Origin of the sequence: Actinoplanes sp. KI2, assembly GCF_025630775.1 — a bacterium.
Lineage (GTDB): Bacteria > Actinomycetota > Actinomycetes > Mycobacteriales > Micromonosporaceae > Actinoplanes.
Window position 1 is genome coordinate 119,200 of sequence record NZ_JAOSZE010000008.1, and the last position, 23,758, is coordinate 142,957.

General features: G+C 69.8%; 21 protein-coding genes and 1 pseudogene. 18 read left to right on the top strand and 4 right to left on the bottom strand.

Annotated elements, in window-relative coordinates:
- Positions 1 to 2 precede the first annotated feature (2 nt).
- The 16 genes and pseudogenes from ODJ79_RS10350 to ODJ79_RS10425 all read left to right on the top strand — a co-directional run bounded on the left by ODJ79_RS10350 (position 3) and on the right by ODJ79_RS10425 (position 18,828).
- Positions 3 to 674 (top strand): NuoB/complex I 20 kDa subunit family protein, encoded by a 672-nt coding sequence (locus ODJ79_RS10350; protein ID WP_263023134.1) that lies wholly within the window; start codon positions 3 to 5, stop codon positions 672 to 674.
- Entirely contained in the window at positions 671 to 1,387 is a 717-nt protein-coding gene (locus ODJ79_RS10355; RefSeq protein WP_263023135.1) for an NADH-quinone oxidoreductase subunit C, read from the top strand. Before ODJ79_RS10350 ends, ODJ79_RS10355 begins: the two co-directional genes overlap by 4 nt.
- Complete coding sequence (locus ODJ79_RS10360) at positions 1,384 to 2,721, top strand: NADH-quinone oxidoreductase subunit D (RefSeq protein ID WP_263023136.1); 1,338 nt, start codon at positions 1,384 to 1,386, stop codon at positions 2,719 to 2,721. Before ODJ79_RS10355 ends, ODJ79_RS10360 begins: the two co-directional genes overlap by 4 nt.
- A pseudogene (gene nuoE, locus ODJ79_RS10365) lies at positions 2,722 to 3,429 on the top strand (NADH-quinone oxidoreductase subunit NuoE); the annotation flags it as partial. It abuts the gene before it with no gap.
- 32 nt (positions 3,430 to 3,461) lie between these two features.
- Positions 3,462 to 4,778: an NADH-quinone oxidoreductase subunit NuoF gene (gene nuoF / locus ODJ79_RS10370; RefSeq protein WP_263023137.1), complete on the top strand. Its 1,317-nt coding sequence runs from the start codon at positions 3,462 to 3,464 to the stop codon at positions 4,776 to 4,778.
- The gene (locus ODJ79_RS10375) at positions 4,778 to 7,273 is read left to right on the top strand and encodes an NADH-quinone oxidoreductase subunit G (RefSeq protein WP_263023138.1); all 2,496 of its coding nucleotides are present in this window, start codon (positions 4,778 to 4,780) and stop codon (positions 7,271 to 7,273) included. The genes nuoF and ODJ79_RS10375 overlap by 1 nt, the downstream gene beginning before the upstream one ends.
- Before the next feature lie 5 nt (positions 7,274 to 7,278).
- Positions 7,279 to 8,631: an NADH-quinone oxidoreductase subunit NuoH gene (nuoH, locus tag ODJ79_RS10380; protein ID WP_263023249.1), complete on the top strand. Its 1,353-nt coding sequence runs from the start codon at positions 7,279 to 7,281 to the stop codon at positions 8,629 to 8,631.
- Position 8,632: 1 nt separating this feature from the next.
- The gene (nuoI, locus tag ODJ79_RS10385; RefSeq protein WP_263023139.1) at positions 8,633 to 9,229 is read left to right on the top strand and encodes an NADH-quinone oxidoreductase subunit NuoI; all 597 of its coding nucleotides are present in this window, start codon (positions 8,633 to 8,635) and stop codon (positions 9,227 to 9,229) included.
- Positions 9,226 to 9,984, top strand: coding sequence for an NADH-quinone oxidoreductase subunit J (locus ODJ79_RS10390; RefSeq protein WP_263023140.1), 759 nt, complete (start codon positions 9,226 to 9,228; stop codon positions 9,982 to 9,984). Before nuoI ends, ODJ79_RS10390 begins: the two co-directional genes overlap by 4 nt.
- Positions 9,981 to 10,280 (top strand): NADH-quinone oxidoreductase subunit NuoK, encoded by a 300-nt coding sequence (nuoK, locus tag ODJ79_RS10395; protein WP_263023141.1) that lies wholly within the window; start codon positions 9,981 to 9,983, stop codon positions 10,278 to 10,280. Before ODJ79_RS10390 ends, nuoK begins: the two co-directional genes overlap by 4 nt.
- A 12-nt stretch (positions 10,281 to 10,292) precedes the next feature.
- Positions 10,293 to 12,212, top strand: a complete 1,920-nt coding sequence (nuoL, locus tag ODJ79_RS10400) for an NADH-quinone oxidoreductase subunit L (RefSeq protein WP_263023142.1) — start codon at positions 10,293 to 10,295, stop codon at positions 12,210 to 12,212.
- A complete protein-coding gene (locus tag ODJ79_RS10405; RefSeq protein WP_263023143.1) occupies positions 12,209 to 13,747 on the top strand; it encodes an NADH-quinone oxidoreductase subunit M in 1,539 nt (512 codons plus the stop codon). The genes nuoL and ODJ79_RS10405 overlap by 4 nt, the downstream gene beginning before the upstream one ends.
- 2 nt (positions 13,748 to 13,749) lie before the next feature.
- Positions 13,750 to 15,282, top strand: coding sequence for an NADH-quinone oxidoreductase subunit NuoN (gene nuoN, locus ODJ79_RS10410; protein WP_263023144.1), 1,533 nt, complete (start codon positions 13,750 to 13,752; stop codon positions 15,280 to 15,282).
- Between the two features lie 389 nt (positions 15,283 to 15,671).
- Positions 15,672 to 16,670 (top strand): polyprenyl synthetase family protein, encoded by a 999-nt coding sequence (locus tag ODJ79_RS10415; protein WP_263023250.1) that lies wholly within the window; start codon positions 15,672 to 15,674, stop codon positions 16,668 to 16,670.
- A 584-nt stretch (positions 16,671 to 17,254) separates the two neighbouring features.
- Complete coding sequence (locus ODJ79_RS10420; RefSeq protein ID WP_263023145.1) at positions 17,255 to 18,049, top strand: IclR family transcriptional regulator; 795 nt, start codon at positions 17,255 to 17,257, stop codon at positions 18,047 to 18,049.
- A gap of 89 nt (positions 18,050 to 18,138) precedes the next feature.
- Complete coding sequence (locus ODJ79_RS10425; RefSeq protein WP_263023146.1) at positions 18,139 to 18,828, top strand: zf-HC2 domain-containing protein; 690 nt, start codon at positions 18,139 to 18,141, stop codon at positions 18,826 to 18,828.
- A 15-nt stretch (positions 18,829 to 18,843) separates the two neighbouring features.
- Here the strand turns inward: ODJ79_RS10425 and rarD are convergent, their stop codons facing one another.
- From rarD to eccE, 4 genes are all read right to left on the bottom strand, one after another.
- The gene (rarD, locus tag ODJ79_RS10430) at positions 18,844 to 19,770 is read right to left on the bottom strand and encodes an EamA family transporter RarD (protein WP_263023147.1); all 927 of its coding nucleotides are present in this window, start codon (positions 19,768 to 19,770) and stop codon (positions 18,844 to 18,846) included.
- Between the two features lie 46 nt (positions 19,771 to 19,816).
- Positions 19,817 to 20,242, bottom strand: coding sequence for a GNAT family N-acetyltransferase (locus tag ODJ79_RS10435; protein ID WP_263023148.1), 426 nt, complete (start codon positions 20,240 to 20,242; stop codon positions 19,817 to 19,819).
- Positions 20,243 to 20,293: 51 nt separating this feature from the next.
- Positions 20,294 to 20,677, bottom strand: coding sequence for a phage holin family protein (locus ODJ79_RS10440; protein ID WP_263023149.1), 384 nt, complete (start codon positions 20,675 to 20,677; stop codon positions 20,294 to 20,296).
- Between the two features lie 109 nt (positions 20,678 to 20,786).
- Positions 20,787 to 22,625, bottom strand: coding sequence for a type VII secretion protein EccE (eccE, locus tag ODJ79_RS10445; protein ID WP_263023150.1), 1,839 nt, complete (start codon positions 22,623 to 22,625; stop codon positions 20,787 to 20,789).
- Between the two features lie 256 nt (positions 22,626 to 22,881).
- Between eccE and ODJ79_RS10450 the strand changes: the two genes are divergently transcribed.
- Positions 22,882 to 23,256 carry a WXG100 family type VII secretion target gene (locus tag ODJ79_RS10450; protein WP_317620651.1) on the top strand — a complete coding sequence of 125 codons (375 nt, stop codon included), beginning with the start codon at positions 22,882 to 22,884 and terminating at the stop codon, positions 23,254 to 23,256.
- 24 nt (positions 23,257 to 23,280) lie between these two features.
- On the top strand, positions 23,281 to 23,577 hold the full coding sequence (locus ODJ79_RS10455; protein WP_263023151.1) for a WXG100 family type VII secretion target: 297 nt from the start codon (positions 23,281 to 23,283) through the stop codon (positions 23,575 to 23,577).
- Positions 23,578 to 23,758 lie beyond the last annotated feature (181 nt).

Consider the following 23,758-nt stretch of genomic DNA (forward strand, 5'->3'; position numbering starts at 1 on the left):
ACATGGGAATCGAAGAGAAACTCCCCGCCGGAATCCTCCTGACGTCGGTCGAGAAGCTCTCCAACTGGGCCCGCAAGTCGTCGTTCTGGGGTGCGACGTTCGGTCTCGCCTGCTGCGCCATCGAGATGATGGCGGCCGGCGGCCCGCACTACGACCTCGGCCGCTGGGGCATGGAGGTCTTCCGGGCCTCGCCCCGCCAGGCCGACCTGATGATCGTCGCCGGCCGGGTGAGCCAGAAGATGGCCCCGGTCGTCCGGCAGATCTACGACCAGATGCCCGAACCGCGCTCCGTCATTTCGATGGGTGTTTGCGCGTCGTCCGGCGGCATGTTCAACAACTACGCAATCGTCCAGGGTGTGGACCACATCGTCCCGGTCGACATCTACCTGCCCGGCTGCCCGCCGCGTCCGGAGATGCTGATCGACGCCATCCTCAAGATGCGCGAGAAGGTGCTGCACCAGCCGCTCGGCCCGAACGGCCGCAAGATGCTGGAGGCCCGTAAGGCCGCCGGCAACATGCCGATCGTCGCGCCCGGCGCCATGCCCTCGTCGTACCGGGTGGACAAGACCCGGCGTGCGGAGTGGACCCAGGCCGTCAAGGAAGGCCGCGAGGAACAGCTGCGGATCGAGAACTGGATGAAGCTGCAGCCGCACCTGCGGGAGGATGGGAAGTGAGCATCGAATCGACCGGGGGAGTCCCGGTCAACGCCGAGCCGGTGGGCGCCGACATCGACGCCCCGGCACAGGTACCGCCCAACCCGCAGAAGGGCATGTTCGGCATCACCGGCACCGGTGACGTCTCCGGCTTCGGCGGCCTGGTCCGCCGGCGGCCCGAGGTGACCGGCAGCCCGAAGCCGTACGGCGGGTACTTCGACGACGTCACCGACGCGCTGGAGGAGGCGTACCCGCACTTCGCCGACGCGATCGAGAAGGTCGTCGTCGACCGGGGCGAGCTGACCCTGCACGTAAAGCCGGAGCGGATCGCCGAGGTCGCGCAGATCATGCGGGACGACGAGTCGCTGCGGTTCGAGCTCTGCTCCTCGGTGTCCGGCGTGGACTACCTCAACAGCGACGCCCGCCGGCTGCACGTCACGTACCACCTGACCTCGATGACCTACCGTCGCCGCGTGCGGCTCGAGGTCGCCGTCGCCGTCGACGAACCCGTCCCGAGCGTCACGGGCGTCTACCCCACCGCCGACTGGCAGGAGCGGGAGACGTACGACATGTTCGGGGTCATCTTCACCGGCCACCCCAACCTGACCCGGATCCTCATGCCGGACGACTGGGAGGGCCACCCGCAGCGCAAGGACTACCCGCTCGGCGGCGTGCCCGTCGAATACAAAGGCGCCGAGATTCCGCCTCCTGATCAGCGGAGGGTCTACCAGTGACATCGGGCTCTGTTTCCTCAGGCTATGCAACCGAACGCGAGACCACCGAGGGCCGCGTCTTCACGGTCACCGGCGGCGACTGGGACACGATCACCGGCAGCGTCGACCCGCTGTCGAACGAGAAGATCGTCGTCAACATGGGCCCCCAGCACCCGTCCACGCACGGCGTACTCCGGCTGGTCCTGGAGCTGGAGGGCGAGACGGTCACCGAGGTCCGTCCCGTCGTCGGCTACCTGCACACCGGCATCGAGAAGAACCTCGAATACCGCAACTGGACCCAGGGCACCACGTTCGTGACCCGGGCCGACTACCTCGCGCCGCTGTTCAACGAGGCCGGTTACTGCCTCGCGGTGGAGAAGCTGCTCGGCATCACCGACCAGATCACCGAGCGGGCCAACACGATCCGGGTGCTCTTCATGGAGCTCAACCGGATCTCCTCGCACCTGGTCTGGATCGCCACCACGGGCATGGAGCTCGGCGCGATCTCGATGATGCTGTACGGCTTCCGCGAGCGCGAGTACATCCTGGACATCTTCGAGGAGACCTCCGGGCTGCGGATGAACCACGCGTACTTCCGCCCCGGCGGCGTCGCGCAGGACATCCCCGAGTCGGCGATCAAGAAGATCCGCGACTTCCTCGTCTACATGCCGAAGAAGCTCAAGGAGTACGAGGCACTGCTCTCCGGCCAGATCGTCTGGCAGCAGCGGACCCAGGGCGTGGCCGTCCTGGACGTCACCGGCTGCCTCGCGCTCGGCACCACCGGCCCGGTGCTGCGCGCCGCCGGCCTGGCCTGGGACCTGCGCAAGACCATGCCGTACTGCGGCTACGAGGACTACGAGTTCGACGTGCCGACCGCGACCACCGGCGACGTGTGGGGCCGCTACCTGGTGCGGATCGCCGAAATCAGGGAGTCGCTCAAGATCGTGGAGCAGGCGCTCGACCGGCTGAAGCCCGGCCCGATCTTCATCGCGGACAAGAAGATCGCCTGGCCGGCGCAGCTCGCGGTCGGCATCGACGGCATGGGCAACTCGCTCGAGCACGTCGCCAAGATCATGGGTCAGTCGATGGAGTCCCTGATCCACCACTTCAAGCTCGTGACCGAGGGCTTCCGGGTTCCGCCCGGCCAGGTCTACGTCGGCATCGAGCACCCGCGCGGCGAACTCGGCGTGCACGCGGTCTCGGACGGCGGCACCCATCCGTACCGGGTGCACATGCGCGACCCGAGCTTCGTGAACCTGCAGGCCATCCCCGCGATGGCCGAAGGCGCGCTGCTGGCCGACGTGATCGCCGGCGGCGCGTCCCTGGACCCGGTGATGGGTGGGTGTGACCGCTAAATGTCCGATTCGACCATCGAGTTCTCCCCCGCGGCGGCGCCGCTGGCGGAGAAGCTGCTCCCCGCCGCGCTCGAGATCATCGCGCGGTACCCGGAAGGCCGCAGCCGCTCGGCGCTGCTCCCGCTGCTGCACCTGGTGCAGACCGAGGAGGGGTACGTCAGCCCCAACGGCGTCGCCTTCTGCGCCGAGGTCCTGGGCATCAACAAGGCTCAGGTCGGCGCGGTCGCCACGTTCTACACCATGTACAAGCGGCGCCCCACCGGCGATTACCTGGTCAGCGTCTGCACCAACACGCTGTGCAACATGATGGGCGGCCAGGACGTCTACGACCGGCTCAACGACCATCTGGGCGTGGGCCACGACGAGACCACCGCCGACGGCCGGATCACGCTGGAGCACGCCGAGTGCCTGGCGGCCTGCGACTACGCGCCGGTGGTGACGGTCAACTACGACTTCGCCATCGACGAGGCCACCCCGGACAGTGCGGTCGAGCTGGTGGAGAGCCTGCGCAAGGGCGAGCTCCCGACGCCGAGCCGCGGCGCCCGGATCTGCTCGCTCAAACAGATGCAGCACCAGCTGGCCGGCTTCGCCGACGAGCGGGAGGGCGCGGTCGGCGACGGGCCGGCCGGCGCGTCCACGCTGCGCGGCGTGAGCCTGGCCCAGCAGCACGGGGTCGCGGTGCCGAACTTCCGCCTCGACGCCCCGATCGCCAAGACCAAGCCGGCTCGCGAGGAGAAAAAGTGACGCAGCCACGGCGTGAGGTTCTCGAGAAGCTGACTCCCGTCCTCACCAAGCGCTGGCTCTCGCCGGACGCCTGGAAGATCGACGTCTACGAGCGGCTGGACGGCTACGCGGCCCTCAAGAAGGCGCTCGATGTGCACCCCGACGACCTGATCCAGCTGATCAAGGACTCGGGTCTGCGCGGCCGTGGCGGTGCGGGCTTCCCGACCGGTCTCAAGTGGTCGTTCATCCCGCAGGGCGACGGAAAGCCGCACTACCTGGTCATCAACGCGGACGAGGGCGAGCCGGGCACCTGCAAGGACCTGCCCCTGATGACGTACGACCCGCACGCGCTGATCGAGGGCGCGATCATCGCCTCGTACGCGATCCGGGCCAACCGCGCGTTCATCTACATCCGCGGTGAGGCCGTGCACGCGGCCCGCCGGCTGCGGCACGCGGTCAAGCAGGCGTACGCGAAGGGTTACCTCGGCACCAACATCCTGGGCTCGGGCTTCGACCTGGACCTGGTCGTGCACAGTGGCGCCGGCGCGTACATCTGCGGCGAGGAGACCGCGCTGCTGGACTCGCTGGAGGGCTTCCGCGGCCAGCCCCGGCTGCGCCCGCCCTTCCCGGCCATCGCCGGCCTGTACGCGAGTCCGACGGTGGTCAACAACGTCGGCACCATCGCGAGCGTGCCGTACATCGTGCTCGGCGGCGCCGACTGGTGGAAGAGCATGGGCACCGAGAAGTCGTCGGGCCCGATGATCTATTCGCTCTCCGGCCGGATCGCCAACCCCGGCCAGTACGAGTGCGGCCTCGGCATCACCCTCCGCGAGCTGATCGAGCTGGCGGGCGGCATGAAGCCGGGCCACGAGCTCAAGTTCTGGACGCCGGGTGGCTCGTCGACCCCGCTGCTGACCGCCGAGCACATCGACACCCCGATGGACTTCGAGGGCGTCGCCGCCGCGGGCTCGATCCTCGGCACCACGGCCATGCAGATCTTCAGCGACAAGGACTGCCCGGTCTACGCGACCTGGCGGTGGCTGGAGTTCTACCACCACGAGTCGTGCGGCAAGTGCACCCCGTGCCGGGAGGGCAACTACTGGATGGTCCGCACGTACCGGCGGATCCTCTCCGGCGAGGGCACTCACAGCGACCTCGACACCCTGCAGGACACCGCCGACAACATCTTCGGCCGGTCGTTCTGCGGTCTCGGTGACGGCGCCGCGACGCCGGTCATCTCGACGTTGAAGTTCTTCCGCCAGGACTACCTGGACTACATCGAGGGCCGGACCGCGCCGCGCTTGTCGGCCAAGGCTCTGGTTGGAGCGCACTAATGACCGACGTAGCCAAGAAGACGGATACCGTCACGCTCACCGTCGACGGCATCGAGGTCACCGCCGCGAAGGGCGAGCTGGTCATCCGGGTCGCCGAGCGGATGGGCATCGCGATTCCGCGGTTCTGCGACCACCCGCTGCTCGCCCCGGCCGGCGCCTGCCGCCAGTGCCTGGTCGAGATCGAGGGGCAGCGCAAGCCGGTCGCCTCCTGCACCCAGGCGGTCGCCGAGGGCATGGTGGTCAAGACCCAGCTCACCTCCGAGGTGGCCGACAAGGCCCAGCACGGCGTGATGGAGCTGCTCCTGGCCAACCACCCGCTGGACTGCCCGACCTGCGACAAGGGCGGCGAGTGCCCGTTGCAGAACCAGGCGATGTCCAACGGGCGCGCCGACTCGCGCTTCCACGAACACAAGCGTGAGTACGAGAAGCCGATCCACATCTCCAGCCAGGTGCTGCTCGACCGCGAGCGCTGCATCCTCTGCCAGCGCTGCACCCGGTTCTCCGAGGAGATCGCGGGCGACAAGTTCATCGACCTGATGGACCGCTCCTCCGGCGAGCAGATCAATGTGTACCGGGACGACTTCTTCGGCGGCCGGGGCACCGGCGACGGGCAGGTCGGCGAGGGCGAGGGCGACGTTCCCTTCAACTCGTACTTCTCCGGCAACACCATCCAGATCTGCCCGGTAGGTGCGCTCACCGGCGAGCAGTACCGCTTCCGGGCCCGCCCGTTCGACCTGGTCTCCACGCCGACCGCGTGCGAGCACTGCTCGGCCGGCTGCTCGATGCGCGCCGACCACCGCCGCGGCAAGGTGCTGCGCCGGCTGGCCGGCGACGACGCGGCGGTGAACGAGGAGTGGAACTGCGACAAGGGCCGGTGGGGTTTCCGGTACGCCACCGCCAACGACCGGATCATGACGCCGCGGATCCGCGACGCGAGCACCGGAGAGGTGCGCGAGGCCTCCTGGAGTGAGGCGCTGCTCGCGGCGGCCGAGGGTCTGAAGGCGGCCAAGGCCGCCGGCGGCGTCGGCGTGCTGACGGGTGGTCGGCTGACCGTCGAGGACGCGTACGCGTACGCCAAGTTCGCCCGGGTCGCCCTCGGCACCAACGACATCGACTTCCGGGCCCGCCCGATCGGCACCGCGGCCAACCGGGGCGAGGAGGCGGACTTCCTCGCCGCCTCGGTGGCCGGCGGGATCTCCGACGTGACCTACGAGGACATCGAGAACGCCCCGGTCGTGGTCATCGCCGGCCTCGAGCCGGAGGAGGAGTGCCCCATCCTCTTCCTGCGGCTGCGCAAGGCCGCCACCAAGCGCAGGCTGCGGGTCACCGCGGTCGCGCCGTACCTGACCCGGGGTTTCTCGAAGATCGGCGCAACGCTGGTCGCGGCCGCCCCCGGCGAGGAGGCCAAGCTGCTGGCCGGCGACGCGGCGGTGGCCGCGGCGCTCGGCACGCCCGGCGCCCTGCTGATCGTCGGCGAGCGCCTGGTCGAGGCGCCGGGCGGGCTCTCCGCCGCGGCGGCCGCCGCCGAGCGCACCGGCGCCCGCCTCGCGTGGGTGCCGCGCCGGGCCGGTGACCGCGGCGCGGTCGACGCCGGCTGCCTGCCCAACCTGCTGCCCGGCGGCCGGCCGGTCGCCGACCCGGCGGCCCGCGCCGAGCTCTCCGCGGCCTGGAACGTCGAGTCGGGCGACTTGCCCGGCACGGTGGGCCGGGACACCGACGGGATCATCGCGGCGGCGGCGAGCGGCGAGCTCGGCGGCCTTCTGGTCGCCGGCGTCGACCCGGGCGACCTGGCCGACCCGCGGCTGGCCCTGCAGGCGCTGGACCGGGCCGGCTTCGTGGTCAGCCTGGAGATCCGCGGCAGCGCGGTGACCGAGCGCGCCGACGTGGTCCTGCCGGTCGCCCCCGACCAGGAGAAGTCCGGCACGTTCATGGACTGGGAGGGCCGGCTCCGCTCGTTCGGGACGGTCCTGCCGACCACCGCGATGACCGACGGCCGGGTCCTCGAGGCGATCGCCGCGCTCCTGGAAGTAACGCTGGGCACCGGCGACGTGATGGCGATCCGGCGCGAGCTGGGCGCCATGCCGCCGAGCCGGGCCGCCCGCCCGTCGCTGCCGACCGTCGCCGCGGCCGCGGCCCCGAAGCCCGGCAAGAACGAGGCCGTGCTCGCCACCTGGCACCACCTGATCGACATGGGCTCGCTGCTGGACGGCGACGACGTGCTCAAGGGCACCGCCCGGCCGCCGCTGGTGCGGATCGGCAAGGACCTCGCCGAGTCGCTCGGCGTGGCCGAGGGCGACCTGCTCACGGCCGCCACCGACCGGGGCAGCGTCTCGCTGCCGGCCGCGATCACCGACCTGCCCCCGCAGGTGGTGTGGCTTCCCACCAACTCGCCGGGCTCGACGGTGCGTCGCAGCCTCGGCGTCACCTCGGGCGCGATCGTCCGGCTCACCGCCGGCGTGCCGGGCCCGATCCTCGCTGAGGGGGCACAAGCATGAGCACCATGACTGTGGCGGCAACCGCCCAGGACCCGACGCTGCCGTTCCACGACGTCTGGTGGATCTCGCTGATCAAGCTGGTCGGCGTCTTCGTGGTCCTGCTGCTGCTGACCCTCTTCACGATCAACTACGAGCGCAAGGTCGTGGCCCGGATGGCGGTCCGGCCGGGCCCCAACCAGGTCGGGCCGAAGGGCTGGCTGCAGAGCCTCACCGACGGCCTGAAGCTGCCGTTCAAAGAGGAGATCATCCCGAAGACCGCCGACAAGGTGGTCTACTTCATCGCCCCGGTGATCTCCTGCACGACGGCCTTCACCGCGTTCTCGGTCATTCCGTTCGCCGGCGTGGTCAACATGTTCGGCCACCAGACCGCGCTCCAGCTCACCGACGTGCCGGTCTCGGTGCTGGTGCTGCTGGCCTGCTCCTCGATGAGCGTCTACGGCGTGGTGCTCTCCGGCTGGGCGTCCGGCTCGACCTATCCGCTGCTGGGTGGTCTGCGGTCGAGCGCGCAGATGATCTCGTACGAGGTCGCGATGGGTCTCTCGATCGTCGCGGTCTTCATGACCGCCGGCACGATGAGCACCTCGGAGATCGTGAAGGCGCAGGGCCAGGGCAACCCGGTGCACATCTTCGGGATGGATCTGACCGCACCGGGCTGGTACGCGGTGCTGCTCCTGCCGAGCTTCGTGATCTACATGATCGCGGCGGTCGGCGAGACGAACCGGGCGCCGTTCGACCTCCCCGAGGCCGAGTCCGAACTGGTCGGCGGCTTCCACACGGAGTACTCGTCGTTCAAGTTCGCGATGTTCTTCCTGGCCGAGTACATCAACATGATCACCGTCTCGGCGTTCTGCACCACGCTGTTCCTCGGCGGGTGGCGCGCCCCGTGGCCGATCACCGCGTTCTGGCACGGCGCCAGCGCCGGCTACTTCGGGGTGATCTGGTTCCTCCTCAAGGTCCTGATCTTCCTGTTCGGCTTCATCTGGCTGCGCGCCACGCTGCCCCGGATGCGCTACGACCAGTTCATGCGCTTCGGATGGAAGGTCCTCATCCCGGTCAACCTGGTGTGGATCCTCTTCCTCTCGTACGTGAAGGTCGCGAACGACAACATCGCCTCGACCACCAAGTGGCTGACGATCGCCGGTCTCGTGATCGTCGTCCTGCTGATCGCGCTGTTCTGGCCGGCCAGCCGCAAGCCGAGGCAGGTCTCGATCGAGGAGCAACTGGCCGCCCGCCCGCCGGGCAGTTTCCCGGTGCCCCCGCTGGATCTGCAGGTACCCCCGAGCCCGCGGGCCCGCCGCGCGGTGGCCGAACGCACACCCGCCGCGGTCGGCGGCGATTCCGAAACCAAGGAGGTGTGACGTGGGGACGTTCACGGGCTCGTTCAAGGGCTTCGGAGTGACCTTCGCGCACATGTTCCGCAAGGTCATCACGACCGACTACCCGTTCTCCCCGCCGACGCCGGCGCCGCGCTACCACGGCCGGCACATCCTCAACCGGCACCCGGACGGCCTGGAGAAGTGCATCGGCTGCGAGCTGTGCGCCTGGGCCTGCCCGGCCGACGCGATCTACGTCGAGGGCGGCGACAACACCGACGAGCAGCGGTTCTCGCCCGGTGAGCGGTACGCGAAGATCTACCAGATCAACTACGCGCGCTGCATCTTCTGCGGCCTGTGCATCGAGGCCTGCCCGACCCGTTCGCTGACCATGAGCAACGAGTACGAGCTGGCCCGGGACAGCCGGCAGGACCTGATCTTCACGAAGAAGGAGTTGCTGGCGCCGCTGCTGCCGGGCATGGAGCAGCCGCCGCACCCGATGCGCCTGGGCGACACCGACAAGGACTACTACGTCGGCGCGCTCACCAACCCGGGCACCTCGGCCGGCGCCGAGCGCGCGCCGTGGGCGACCAACGAGGCCGCCGACGGCACCGGGGAAGCGGCGAAGGAGGCCGTTCGATGAGCCACGTATCGACCGGCGAGGCCTGGGCCTTCTGGATCATCGGCTCGATCGCGGTGATCGGCGCGCTCGGGATGGTGATCGCCCGCAACGCGGTGCACTCCGCGCTCTGGCTGGTGCTGACCATGCTCTGCCTGGGCTTCCTGTACGTGGTCAACGCGGCGCCGTTCCTCGGGGCCGTGCAGATCATCGTCTACACCGGCGCGATCATGATGCTGTTCCTGTTCGTGCTGATGCTGGTCGGCCGGGACGCCTCCGACTCGTTGATCGAAACGCTACGCGGCCAGCGGGTCGCCGCGATCGTCCTCGGCGTCGGCTTCGCGGTCCTGGTCGGCACCGGGCTGGCCCGGGCGCTCCGGCACACCACCGCGGTCGGCCTCGACGGCGTGGGCCAGGCCAATCACGTACGCGGTGGCAACGTGCAGGGGCTGGCCGCCCTGCTGTTCACCAACTACGTCTTCGCCTTCGAAGTCACCTCGGCCCTGCTGATCACGGCGGCGGTCGGCGCGATGGTGCTCGCGCACCTCGAGCGCGCCAAGTCGGACATTGCCGACCAGCTCACCCGGATGACCCGCCGGTTCCGGCCCGGCAGCTACCCGGGCCCGAAGCCGGGTCCCGGTGTCTACGCGAACACCATGTCGGTGGCCGCGCCGGCCCGCTTGCCGGACGGCAACGGCTCCGAGCGGAGCATCTCCCCGATCCTGCCGGTGCGTGAGTTGAGCGCTTCCGAGGCAGCCCCGAAGGGAACCGAGAAGTGAACGTCCACTACTACCTCATCCTCGCGGCGATCCTGTTCACCATCGGCGCCACCGGGGTGCTCATCCGCCGCAACGCGATCGTGCTGTTCATGTGCATCGAGCTCATGCTCAACGCCGCGAACCTGGCGCTGGTCACCTTCAGCCGGATCAACGGCACCCTGGACGGCCAGATCATCTCGTTCTTCGTGATGGTCGTCGCGGCGGCCGAGGTCGTGGTGGGCCTCGCCATCATCATGTCGATCTTCCGTACGAGGCGCTCGGCGAGCGTCGACGACGCGAACCTCCTCAAGTATTAAAGGGGCCTTCACGTGGAACAGACAGTGGAGTATGCCCACGCGACGGGGGCGTTGAGCGGAATCTGGCTGTTGGTGGCCATTCCGCTCGCCAGCGCCGCGGTCCTGCTGCTCCTCGGCAAGCGGGCCGACAAGTGGGGACACTGGCTCGGCGTCCTCGCGGTGGCGGTCCCCTTCGTGCTCGGGCTGGTCTTCTTCATCAGTCTCGCCGGGCTCGACGCCGACAAGCGCTCGGCCGAGCTGAGCATGTGGGACTTCATCACCGTCGGTGGGTTGCATGTCGACTTCGGCATGCTCTTCGACCCGCTGTCCGGCGTCTTCGTCCTGCTGATCACGGGCGTCGGCTCGCTGATCCACCTCTATGCGGTCGGCTACATGGAGCACGACCCGGGGCGCCGCAAGTTCTTCGGCTACTTCAACCTCTTCGTCGCGGCGATGTTGCTGCTGGTTCTCGGCAACAACTACGTGATGCTGTACTTCGGCTGGGAGGGCGTCGGTCTCGCCTCGTACCTGCTGATCTCGTTCTGGTACACCCGGCCGTCGGCGGCCACGGCCGGCAAGAAGGCCTTCCTGATGAACCGGGTCGGCGATGCCGGCCTGGCCATCGGCATCTTCCTGATGTTCAAGACGCTGGGCAGCACCCAGTACTCGGACGTCTTCAACGGGGTCGGCCGTCTCTCCGCCTCGACCGTTCTGATCCTGGGCATCCTGCTGCTGCTCGGCGCGGCCGGTAAGTCCGGCCAGTTCCCGCTGCAGGCCTGGTTGCCGGACGCGATGGAGGGCCCGACCCCGGTCTCCGCCCTGATCCACGCCGCGACCATGGTGACCGCGGGTGTCTACCTGATCGCCCGCTCCAGCCACATCTTCTCGGCAAACAGCACGCTGCAGATCATCGTGCTCAGCGTCGGCGCGGTCACCCTGCTGATGGGCTGCATCATCGGCGCCGCCAAGGACGACATCAAGCGGGTCCTGGCCTGGTCGACGGTCAGCCAGATCGGCTACATGTTCCTCGGCGTCGGGCTCGGCGGCGGGGCGTACGCGCTGGCGATCATCCACCTGCTCGCGCATGGCTTCTTCAAGGCCAATATGTTCCTCGGGGCGGGCTCGGTCATGCACGGCATGCACGACCAGGTCGACATCCGGCGCTTCGGCGGCCTGCGCAAGTACATGAGGTGGACGTGGATCACCTTCATGATGGGCTGGCTCGCGATCATCGGCATGTTCCCGTGGTCGGGCTTCTTCTCGAAGGACCCGATCATCGAGGCGGCCTACTCGCGCGATGACTGGACGGCCTGGCTGTACGGCACGGCCGGGCTGATCGGCGCCGCGCTCACCGCGTTCTACATGACCCGGCTCTTCTGGTTGACCTTCCACGGCCCGGAGCGCTACACCGAGGACAACAAGCACCCGCACGAGTCGCCGTTCATCATGACGATCCCGCTGGTGTTCCTCGCGATCGGCTCGGTCGTCGCCGGTTACCTGCTCTCCACCAGCGTGCCGGACTGGCTCGACCCGGTCACCGGTTCCGGTGAGGGCGAGCCGGTCATGCCCAAGGCGGTGATCACCGGGCTCACGCTGGCCGTCAGCATCGCCGGCGCGCTGGTCGCCTGGGCGCTGTTCCGCCGCGGCACCGCGCTGCAGGAGCAGCCGGCCGGCGTGGTGGTGACCGCGGCCCGGCGCAACCTCTACACCGACGCGTTCAACGAGGCGGTGTTCGAGCGCCCCGGCATCTACCTGACCCGGGCGCTGGTCTACCTCGACAACAAGGGCATCGACGGTCTGGTCAACGGCATCGCGGCCGGCATCGGCGGCAGCTCCGGCCGACTACGCCGACTGCAGACCGGCTTCGTCCGCTCGTACGCCCTCTCCATGCTCACCGGCGCCGTGCTCGTGGTCGGCGCCTTCCTCGCGATCCAGCTGGGATGGTTGGCGTGAACAACTTCCACTTCCTGGGAATCCTGACCCTGCTACCCCTCGTGGGTGCGGTGGTCGTGGGCCTGATTCCGCGGGCCAAGGCCGAGCTGGCGAAGCGGATCGCGTTGATCTGGTCGCTGGCGGTGCTGGTGCTCAGCATCGTCATGTGGATCGCCTTCAAGGTCGGCGGCGACCGGTTCCAGTTCCACGAGTCGTACCCGTGGATTCCGTCCTGGAACGCCCGGTTCACCTTCGCGGCCGACGGCATCGCGCTGGTCATGCTGATGCTGATCGCGGTGCTCACGCCCATCGTGATCCTCGCCTCCTGGCACGACGTCGACCAGGGCGAGCGGTCCGCGCCGGTCTATTTCGGTCTGCTGCTGGCCTTCGAGTTCACGATGATCGGGGTCTTCGCGGCCGCCGACGTCTTCCTGTTCTACGTGTTCTTCGAGGTCATGCTGATCCCGATGTACTTCATCATCGGGTCGTTCGGCGGCGCCCGGCGGCAGTACGCGGCGGTGAAGTTCTTCCTCTACAGCCTGGTCGGCGGCCTGTTCATGCTGGCCTCCGTGATCGGCCTCTGGGCGCTCGGCGGCCAGACCTTCGACTTCGCCCATCTGGCGCAGTCGGCCCAGGCGATCGACCCGAACGTGGCCCGGTGGCTGTTCCTCGGCTTCTTCGTGGCCTTCGCGATCAAGGCGCCGTTCTTCCCGTTCCACACCTGGCTGCCGGACGCCGGTGGCGCCGCCCCGGCGGGCGCGGCCGCACTGCTGGTCGGCGTGATGGACAAGGTCGGCACGTTCGGCATCCTGCGGTACTGCCTCCCGCTGTTCCCGGAGGCGTCCCGCTGGTTCGCGCCGGCCGCGCTGGTGCTGGCGGTCATCGGCATCATCTACGCGGCGCTGCTGGCGGTCGGCCAGAACGACCTCAAGCGGCTCGTCTCGTACACCTCGATCGCGCACTTCGGCTTCATCGGCATCGGCATCTTCGCCTTCACCACCCAGGCCGGCACCGGCGCGGTGCTCTACATGGTCAACCACGGCCTGGCCACCGGCCTGCTGTTCATCGTGGTCGGCATGTACGTGGCCCGGCGCAACTCCAACCTGGTGAGCGACTTCGGCGGCGCCGGCAAGCTGACCCCGGTGCTGGCCGGCGTCCTGCTCTTCGCCGGTCTGGCCTCGCTCGCGCTGCCCGGCACGGCGCCGTTCGTCAGCGAGTTCCTGGTGCTGATCGGGACGTTCACGGTGCACCAGGCGTACGCGGTGATCGCGACCGCCGGCATCATCCTGGCCGCGGCGTACGTCCTGTGGATGGTGCAGCGCACCACCCAGGGCACGCTAAACCCGGCGCTCGAGGAGATGCCGGCCATGCGCAAGGACATCACCCTGCGGGAGAAGGCGGTCGTCGCGCCGCTGATCCTCCTGCTCCTGCTGCTCGGCTTCTACCCGAAGCCGGTCACCGATGTGATCAACCCGGCGGTCCAGGCGACCATGCAGGACGTCGGGACCAAAGATCCAGGCCCGACGGCGGTCACCGCCAATGGAGGGGCGCACTAGCCATGGAGCCCGTCAAACTTCCCGCCATCGACTACGCCGCTCTGGCGCCGATGCTGATCCTGTTCGGCGTCGCCTGCGTCGGCGTCGTCGTCGAGGCGCTCGTCCCGCGGCGGTCCCGGCACGGCGTCCAGCTCGGGCTGTCGTTCCTGGCGATCCTGGCATCGTTCGTCGCGGTGATCGTCGTGCACGGCAAGCACACGATCACCATCGGCGGCGCGGTCGCCGTCGACGGGCCCACGCTGTTCCTGCAGGGCGCCATCCTGGTGCTCGGCGCGGTCTCGCTGATGCTGATCGGCGATCGGTCGACCGAGCGGGGCGGCCCGTTCGTCGCCCAGGCGGCGATCACCGTCGGTTCGCAGAAGGACCTGCAGCAGGCCGGTGACCAGCCCGGCGCGACCGAGGTCTACCCGCTGACGATCTTCGCGCTCGGCGGCATGCTGCTGTTCGTCTCGGCGAACGACCTGCTGACCATGTTCGTCGCGCTCGAGGTGTTCTCGCTGCCGCTCTACCTGCTGTGCGCGCTGGCCCGCCGCCGCCGTCTGCTCAGCCAGGAGGCCGCGCTCAAGTACTTCCTGCTCGGCTCGTACGCGTCGGCGTTCTTCCTGTTCGGCATCGCGCTGATCTACGGCTTCTCCGGCGGCATCAAGCTCAGCGTCGTGCACGCCGGCGTGACCAACCCGAAGCAGAGCGAGGTGCTGCTCTTCGCCGGGCTGGCGCTGCTCGCGATCGGCCTGCTGTTCAAGGCCGCGCTGGCGCCGTTCCACGTGTGGACGCCGGACGTCTACCAGGGCGCGCCGACGCCGATCACCGCGCTGATGGCGGCCTGCACCAAGGTCGCCGCGTTCGGGGCGCTGCTGCGGATCCTGTACGTGGCGTTCGAGGGCGTCCGGTGGGACTTCCAGCCGATTCTCGGCGTGATCGCGGTGCTCACCATGCTGGTCGGCGCGGTCCTGGCGGTCACACAGACCGACATGAAGCGGCTGCTCGCGTACTCGTCGATCGCGAACGCGGGGTACATCCTGGTGGGCGTCCTGGCGCTCAACCAGGCCGGGCTGAGCAGCACGATGTTCTACCTGGTCGCGTACGGGTTCTCGGTGCTCGCCGCGTTCGGCATCGTCACCCTGGTGCGCGACGCGGACGGCGAGGCCACCCACCTGTCCCGCTGGGCCGGTCTCGGCCGGAAGAGCCCGCTGTTCGCCGTGACGTTCTCGTTCATCCTGCTCGCCTTCGCCGGTATCCCGCTGACCAGCGGCTTCACCAGCAAGTTCGCCGTGTTCGGTGCGGCCGTGCAGGGCGGCCAGACCTGGCTGGTTATCTTCGGCGTGATCACCAGCATGCTGATCGCCTTCCCGTACCTGCGGGTGGTCGTGATGCTCTGGTTCAGCGAGCCCAGCGAGTCGACGCCGACGGTGTCGATCCCCGGCTTCCTGACGTCGGCGGCCCTGGCCATCGGCGTGATCGTCACCTTGGTACTGGGCGTCATCCCGGGCCCGCTGATCGAACTGACACACAACGCGGCAGAGTTCGTCCGCTAGTCGTCGGCTTCCGCTCCGGGCCCTGGGCATTTGCCCGGGGCCCGGTGCCGTGCGGGCGTCCGAAAATGATTGCGCTGGTCCTCCCCGCGTCGGTCGAGCCTCGGCCCGGCTTGTCCGAGCGCCTTTGGTCCATCGGCAGAGTAGGAGATGCGCGCGGCACAGCGCCGTTACGGCGCCCGCGCAGTCCCTGGCTGGGCGTACGCATCATCGAGCCCGAGGGCCGCTGTCGACTTAGGCGCGACCTGCCGTGGCCGGATTTGATCGGCGCGCCGAGAACGTGCACCCTCCAAAATGTGGCCGGGGCGCCTGCCTTCCAAGATCACGGGTGGGGTGGAGCGGGAAGCGTCGGACCCATATGGCATCGTGAAAGCGTGGTGAGCACCGGTGACATGACCTTGTCGTCGCTTGGCCTGGATGTCGATCCCGCGATCGATGCGTCGGTCACGGCGACCTTGGCGGCTGTCGAGGAGGCGCTTCGGGTCAACGTGGCCAGCGCCGATCCGCTGGTGGCCGAGGCCGCGCGGCACCTCGCCGACGCCGGAGGCAAGCGATTCCGGCCGCTGCTGGTGGCGCTCGGCGCGCAGTTCGGCGATCCGGCCGCGCCCGACGTCATCGCGGCGGCGAATGTGGTCGAGCTGACCCACCTGGCGACGCTGTACCACGACGACGTGATGGATGAGGCGCCCGTGCGCCGCGGCGCGCCCAGCGCGAACGCGCGCTGGGGCAACTCGGTGGCGATCCTGGTGGGCGACTATCTGTTCGCCCGCGCCGCCGACATCGCCGCCTCGCTCGGGCCCGAGGCCGTTCATCTGCAGGCCCGCACCTTCGCGCGGCTGGTGCACGGGCAGATCGCCGAGACGGTCGGCCACCGCGACGCGGATCCGATCGAGCACTACCTGCACGTCATCACGGAGAAGACCGCCTCGCTGATCGCCACCTCGGCGCGGTTCGGCGGCCTGTTCTCGGGTGCGCGGGCCGAGTTCGTCGAGGCCCTCGCGGGTTACGGCGAGACCATCGGCATCGCCTTCCAGCTCTCCGACGACCTGCTCGACATCGCCTCCGAGTCCGACCAGTCGGGCAAGACGCCCGGCACCGATCTGCGCGAGGGCGTGCCCACGCTGCCGGTGCTCTACGCGCTGGCGAGCGACGACACCGACGCCTCCGCGGTGCGGCTGCGCGAGATTCTCGCGACCGGGCCGATCACCGACGACGCGTTGCACGCCGAGGCGCTCACGCTGCTGCGCGAGTCGGTCGCGATGAAAAAGGCGCGGGAGACCGTCCGCACGTACGCAGAGGAGGCGCGGGCCCGGCTGGCGCCGCTGCCCGAGGGAGACGCCAGGCGCGCGATGGAGGCGCTCTGCGACTTCATCGCCGACCGGACGAGCTGAGCGTCCGCCCCGGCCCGACGGCGACCGGGGCGTCGCCGGCTTTCCTGTCGCGCGGCTGACGGGAGCGTCGGCCTCCTGCCGCCGCCGGCCTTCCTGCCGGCCCCTGAACTCCGTGTCGCCGGCTTTCCTGTCGCCCGGCTGATTGCTGCGGCCGGCGTCCCTGCCGCCCCCCGGCTAACGGAGGGCCCTGGCAGTCCGGCGCAGCGCCCTCTCCGCCCCGCCGACGGGGGGCGCCGGTGGCCTCCCCGCCGACCGGCGCAATGCACTCCTCGCCCGGCCGTCCAGGGCGCCGGTGGCTGCCTCTCCGGCTGGCGTAGCGCCGATTCCACCTGGTGAGGCGACCGCGACCGCCGTGCTGAGGCGCCCGCGGTGGCTCGCCGAGACTCCCTTATGTTTACACTGGTCGATGCGTTGCGAGCCGGCGAAGCCATCTCCGGGTGCCCGGGCGTGCAGAATGCATCCGTGCGCGTTGAGTGCAAATCACGGCACAGCTCGTGCAAATCGATCGTGATCCACATGCCTTTTGGCATTCCCCCGGGGGAAGATTATTCATATGGTGTAAGTCCCTGGCGTCGGAGGTAGCTGTGCGCGACCCCCTGGCGGAGCCGTCCGATCTGATTCGGAGCGTGTCACGCGCGTTGCGCGTCCTCGAGTCGGTCGGCCGGGCCCCGCGCGGACTCACCGTGAAGCAGATCGCGCGACGGTGCGAGCTGACCGTCGCGACGACGTACCACCTCGTGCGCACCCTGGCCTACGAGGGCTACGTGATCCGTCGTGAGGACGGCACGTACATCGTCGGGCTGGAGATCGCCGATCGGTATCGTGAGCTCGTCTCGGCCTTCCGCGGCCCACCGGCGGTCGGCGAGGCGCTGCGCCGCGCCGCCGTGGATACCGGGTACACCCACTATCTCGGCCGCTTCGTCGGCGGCCGGATCGCGGTGACCGCCTCGGCCGAGGGCGCGCGCTCGCCGTTCGTCGACGACACGGTCCCCGGTTTCGACGAGGGCGGCCATGCCACCGCGCTCGGCAAGGCCCTGCTGGCCACGCTCACCCCCGACCAGCGCGCGCGGTACCTGCGCGACTACGGCATGCGCCAGTTCACCCCGGCCACCCTGGTCACCGCCGAGGCGCTGGAGGCCGACCTGGCCGCCGGTGAGCGGCGGGGCATGCAGATCGAGATGGGCCAGTTCCGGCAGGGGCTCGCCTGCGCCGCCGTCCTGGTGGTGCCCGACCGCGACATCGAGCGCCGGCTGGTGCTGGCCTGCTCGCTGCCGGCCGCCGAGATGCTCACTTCGGCGCGGGTGGTGCGGGCCAAACTGACCGCGGCCGCGCGCAATGTGGCCGAGGCCCTCTCCGCGGGGGAGTCCGCCACCGCCTGACGAGGGTGCCTAAGACTCCGTTGAACCTCACGCAGCCCGGCCACGTAAGACAGGGTGCACGCGCGAGGTCAGCGGAGGGTGGTGACGGGGTGCACTGTGAGCACGAGCATGATGACGGGGCGTACGTGCTGGGCGCCCTCTCACCGGCCGAGCGGGCCGCCTACGAGCGGCACCTGGCGACGTGTTCCTTCTGCCGCGAGGCGGTCCGGGACATCTCGGCGCTGCCCGACCTGCTGTCCCGGCTGGACGCCAAGGAGTTCGCGAAGCTGCTCGACCCGACGCTGACCGCGGACCATCCCGGGGCGTCGCTGCGGGACATGGCGCATCCGTCGGCGGGGCGGGGAAAAAGGCGAAAGACTTTCGGCGTACGCGTCCTGAGCTCGATCGCCGCGGCCATCCTCGTCGGTCTCGTCGGCATCGGCGTGCTCGCCTGGACCCGGGACACCACGTCGCCGGGTGATGCGCCGAGTGGCCCGGCGGTCGCCATGACCCGGGTGGACCCCGCCTCGCCGGTCTCCGCCACGCTACGGCTGACCAGCGCGGCGGGCGGCACCAAGGCCGAGCTGACCTGCACCTACAGCGCGTCGGCGTCGGGGGCCTCCACGTTCCGGCTGGTCGCCTACGGCCGTGGGGAGGAGCAGGAGCAGATCGGCTCGTGGGAGGCCGAGCCGGGCTCGGTGTTTCGCATGCCGGGCTTCACCCACTTCGGCCACGGCGTCATCAGTCGGATCGAGCTGCTGCGCTTCGACGACGTGATGCTCGCCTACGACGTCTCCTGATCCCTTGATTCCGGATCAGCGGGGCGGGATGGCGACGACCGGCTCGGCGGTGGCGGCCGCCGGACCGGGCGTCGTCCGCTGACGCAGCGCGTCGACGGTGAAGATGATCAGCGCGATCCAGACCAGAGCGAACCCGGCGAGCCGCGCCGGCGGCATCGGCTCGTGGAAGATGAGCAGGCCGCAGGCGAGCTGCAGGATCGGCGCCACGTACTGCAGGATGCCGATGCCGACCATCGGCACCCGGTTGGCCGCGGCCGCGAACAGCAGCAGCGGCACCGCGGTGGCCACCCCTGCGAAGATCATCAGTGCCGAGTGCCACGCCGAGACGTGCCCGAACCGGGCGTCGCCGCTCGCGGTCAGCCAGCCCACGTAGATCAGCGCCGGGACGGCCAGCACCGCCGACTCGACGAACAGGCCCTCGGCCGGCGGCAGCGACAGGCGCTTCTTGACCAGGCTGTAGGTGCCGAAGCTGCAGGCCAGGAGCAGCGCGATGTACGGCAGTCGGCCGTAGTCGACGGTCAGCACCACCACCGCGATGCCGCCGACCCCGACCGCGGCCCACTGCCAGGCGCGCAGCCGCTCCCGCTGGACGGTGACGCCGAGCAGCACCAGCACGAGCGGGGTGATGAAGTAGCCGAGCGCCGTCTCGACCACCCGGGACGAATTGACGCCGTAGATGTAGGTGCCCCAGTTGATGGCGATCAGCACGGCCGCCGCGGTGATTCCGCCGAACAGGCGGGGCGAGCGCAGCACCCGGCCCACGAACCGCCAGTTGCGGGCGGCGGCGAGCACCAGGCTGACGAAGACCACCGACCAGATCACCCGGTGGGCGAGGATCTCGAGGGCGCCGGCCGGCCGCAGCAGCTTGAAGTAGATCGGGAAGAAACCCCAGATCACGTACGCCGTCAGGCCGTAGAGGTAACCGCGCCGCTCCTCGCTCATGCCCCAACCGTAAGGGCTCGACTGACGCACACCCCTTGCATATGGCTCAGCTCACGACCCGCAGGTCGCACTCCATCCACCGTCCCGGCGCCACCTCGGCGAAGCCGTGCGGCGTATAGACGGTGTGCGCGTCCAGGGTGACCAGCAGCAGCCGGTTCAGGCCCCGGCTCGCGTAGTGGTCGCGGATGTGCCGCACCAGCCAGCTGCCCAGCCCGCGCCCGCGGTGGGCGGGATCGACGTAGACGTCGCAGAGATATCCGAACAGGGCGCCATCGGTGATCACCCGGGCGATCGCGACCTGGCGGCCGTCGCGATAGATGCCGAAGGGCTCGGAACCGGCAACGGCCGCCCGCATCGTGTCGAGCGGGCGGCCGAGGGCCCAGTACGCGTCCGTGGCGAGCCAGCGGTGTACCAGTGGCAGATCGATCCGGTCCGGGTCGTCGCTCAGCTCGTAGCCGTCTCGTTCAAGCATGCCGGGCAGTCAAGCCTCTCCGGCCCGGCGACGCCAGCGAAATCCCGCGGACTACTTGTCCCGGCCGTCCGGGACCAGCATGTTCAGCAGCCAGCTCACGACGCCGACCAGCAGGGCGCCGAGCACCGCGCTGGGCCAGAAGTTGTCCACGTGGAACGGCAGGCTCAGCTCGCCCGCGATCCAGCTGGTCAGCAGGAACAGCAGGGCGTTGACCACGATCGAGATCAGGCCGAGCGTGAGGACGTAGAGCCCGCAGCCGATCACCTTGATGATCGGCCGGAGCACCGCGTTGACGATGCCGAAGATGGCCGCGACGGCCAGGAGCGTCCCGATCTTCTTCGGGACGGAGTCGGCGGTCAGATGGATCCCGTCGATCACGAGGGTCGCGATCCACAGGGATACCGCGCTGACCACCAGCCGGATGAGGATTCCCATGGCACCGGATGGTGTCACGATCATGCCAGTCGGCGGTAGCCGTTCAGCGGCTCGGCGTGCCGATCAGCTGGTTCGCTCAGCGGCTCGGCGTGCCGATCAGCTGGTTCGCTCAGCGGCTCGGCGTGCCGATCAGCTGGTTTTCGATCGGCGTCTCGGCCAGCGCCGCCCAGCGCACCGCCCGGCGGTTGACCACGCCCACCATGTCGGGACGAATCCGGGTCATCCACTGGGCGACGTCGCCGAGGCCGAGCGCGCCGCCGAGCAGCGTCGCCTCCTCGGTGCGCAGCTGCTGCACCACCAGCAGGTCGGCGCGGGACGCCACGTCGATGTCGGCGGGGTTGAAGTCGTCGCGCACCACCAGGGTGGCCTGCCAGCCGGCGCCGGGCCGGTTGTCGGCGCCGACCGGGCCCACGTCGACCACGATCAGCAGCGGGTGCAGGGCCGAGCCCGGGGCGATCTCGACGGCCCGGCCGGGCGGCACCACGGCGATCGACTCGCCGGGCACGGCCGCCCCCCGAACGAACGGCTCCCACGCCTGCGGGCGGGCGGTCTGCACCACGACCCGGGCGCCGAGCGCCATCGCCCGCAGCGAGACCAGCTGGGCGCAGCGCACCCCGCCGACCAGCAGCATGCGGGTCTGCTCGGGGCGGAACAGCCGGGCCACCACCGGGTTGCCGTGCCGGTTGCGGCCCAGCATCAGCCCCGACGTGCCGACCGGCAGCAGCAGACCGTCGGAGCGGTCGGCCGGCTGCACGTCGGCGGGCAGGCCGGGCACGGTGTCGGGCACAACGGCCAGCGGCAGCGTGGCGGCCAGGCCCGGCAACTGCTCGCCGTCGAGCCGGCGGAGGTGCGCGTGCTCGGCCGCGGCGACCTTGCGCAGCGCCTGGGCGGCGACGCCGAGCGAGGCCGGGTCGGGCGCGGCGAGCCGCACGGTGAGGTCGATCGGGGTGGGCCCGTGGCCCGGCCGCGGGCCGGCGGTCAGCGACACGGTGGTCGCCGCGGCCGGCAGGGTGAGCAGGCGGGGAACCAGCCGGCGGGACGTCTCGACCCGGGTGTCCGGCCAGCGGTCCATCCGGAAGGTGGTCTGGGCCAGGCCGCCGACCCGCAGCGCGGCCCACGACTCCTGGGCGCCGGCGACGCCGGCGTCGTCGTGGGCGAGCTCGGCAAGCACCCGGACGGCCGCCGCCTCGCCCAGCGGGCGGGCCGGCACCGAGGAGAGCCGGCGGGTCATCTTGCGGACCAGGCCGGAAAGGGTGCGCAGCAGCTCGTCGTCGGCCCAGCCCTCGGCGCGCAGCACCCGGACCGCCAGCACCGCCCGGCTGTGCCCGAGCAGGCGGCCCTCGGTGAGCTGGCGGTAGGAGTTGGCCGGGGTGCCCGCCCCGGCCCGGATCGAGGGCGCCGGGGTGCCGCTGAACAGCAGCTGGATCAGCACCGGCGGCTGGTCGGGGCCGCCCGGCGGCAGCAGCGAGGCGGGCGCGGGCAGCGCGGCCGCCTCCTCGGCGAGCAGGCCGGTCGGGTCGCCGAGCTCGAGCACGGCGGTGAGGCCGAGACCATCGACGATCACGGCGGCCGGGTCGCCGCCGAGGTCGGTCTGCTCGACCCGGCTGCCCGGCGCCACGAACTCGAGCAGCGCGCCGGGGGCGCCGGGCGGCGCGTGGTGCCGCCGGCGCCCGAAGCGCAGGCGCACGCCGATCCACTCGAAGACCCACCGGCCACGCACGCGCAGCCAGGTCAGCGCCAGCACGAGGAAGGCCACGACGGTCGCGGCGCCGAGCGCGACCGGCCCGTTGACCGCGCCGATCAACAGCCCCGCGGCGGCGACCTGGGTGCCGACCAGCTGACTGGCCCGGATGCCGAACAGCCGGCCCCGGCGCAGCGACCGCGTGTTGACCTTCGGTGACCGGGTGGCACCCCCGGCGAGGTCGCGGTAGTCTCGGCCGCCCGCCACGCCCACCGTCACTGCATACCGCCCTTCCGATCGCATTCGCGCTCGTCGGGGCTCATCGTAAAGGGCCGCGGCCGGGGATAGGGGGTGTCACGTTATCCACAGGGTGCGGTCCCGGGGTACCGCTGATTGACCCGGGTCGCTACCGTCAGCGACAGAAGAGAACAGGCGTGGCCAGCTCACGGCCGACCCCCCGCTTTGCGGGCACGGGTTAACGTGAAGGCCTCCGTCGATTCGCCGAGGGTCACGCGACCCGTCCATGAGGGATTCCGGCGCTTCGGCGAAACACGATCGAGGAAGCGGGGTGACGACCGGGGTGGCCAGCACACAGGCTCAATCTTCGGTGATGGCGAGTACCGCCAACAAGTTCGACGAGGTCAACCATCAGCTGCAGACGATGCTCAAGCAGCTGATGAGCGAGCTCTCGACGCTCGAGAGCACCTGGAAGGGCCTTGGCGCCCAGGCGTTCGAGCAGGTCAAGCAGCAGTACGCCGCTGACCTCAACAAGCTCAACCACGCCCTGTCCGAGACTGCCGCGTCGATTCGCGCGTCCGGGCACCACTACGACAGCACCGACACCGAGGCCGCGAGCAAGGTCGCCAACAGCGGTGGCGGCTTCAGCCTGCCGCTCTGAAACCGGACGAGGAGGGTTAGAACGATGGGTAACGACGGGCTGCTTCTCGTCAACTTCGGTGCTCTGCAGCAGGCGAGCGCCGACATTCAGAAGGCCGTGAGCACGATGCAGCACCAGCTCGAGGACCTCGAGCGCATGGCCAAGCCCCTGGTGGAGACCTGGCAGGGCGAGGCGCAGCAGGCGTACGCCGCTCGCCAGGCCAAGTGGCGTGCCTCGTCGCACGACCTGGCCCAGATCCTGCAGAACATCAAGGGTGCCGTCGACCAGTCGACGCAGGACTACATCAGCACCGAGAAGCAGGCGACGCAGCGCTTCCAGTGAGCGCGTCGCCGGCGGGCGAAACGGTCGGCCCAGCCGTCAAGGCTGACGCCGACCGTTTCGGTTTTGTCCGTTCTTGCACGTTTGATGTCCCCCAATCGCGTAGTGGCCACATTGCCGTTTCGGCTACGATCAGTTATTGACTGATCGCGTCCAGCGACCAAAATAGGTCCGTCGGTGATAA

Coding starts and splice junctions, on each gene's coding strand:
- ODJ79_RS10350 (WP_263023134.1), top strand. CDS start 3: ATGGGAATCGAAGAGAAACTCCCCGCCGGAATCCTCCTGACGTCGGTC.
- ODJ79_RS10375 (WP_263023138.1), top strand. CDS start 4,778: ATGACCGACGTAGCCAAGAAGACGGATACCGTCACGCTCACCGTCGAC.
- nuoH (WP_263023249.1), top strand. CDS start 7,279: ATGACTGTGGCGGCAACCGCCCAGGACCCGACGCTGCCGTTCCACGAC.
- ODJ79_RS10390 (WP_263023140.1), top strand. CDS start 9,226: ATGAGCCACGTATCGACCGGCGAGGCCTGGGCCTTCTGGATCATCGGC.
- nuoN (WP_263023144.1), top strand. CDS start 13,750: ATGGAGCCCGTCAAACTTCCCGCCATCGACTACGCCGCTCTGGCGCCG.
- ODJ79_RS10415 (WP_263023250.1), top strand. CDS start 15,672: ATGACCTTGTCGTCGCTTGGCCTGGATGTCGATCCCGCGATCGATGCG.
- rarD (WP_263023147.1), bottom strand. CDS start 19,770: ATGAGCGAGGAGCGGCGCGGTTACCTCTACGGCCTGACGGCGTACGTG.
- ODJ79_RS10435 (WP_263023148.1), bottom strand. CDS start 20,242: ATGCTTGAACGAGACGGCTACGAGCTGAGCGACGACCCGGACCGGATC.
- ODJ79_RS10440 (WP_263023149.1), bottom strand. CDS start 20,677: ATGGGAATCCTCATCCGGCTGGTGGTCAGCGCGGTATCCCTGTGGATC.
- ODJ79_RS10450 (WP_317620651.1), top strand. CDS start 22,882: ATGAGGGATTCCGGCGCTTCGGCGAAACACGATCGAGGAAGCGGGGTG.
- ODJ79_RS10455 (WP_263023151.1), top strand. CDS start 23,281: ATGGGTAACGACGGGCTGCTTCTCGTCAACTTCGGTGCTCTGCAGCAG.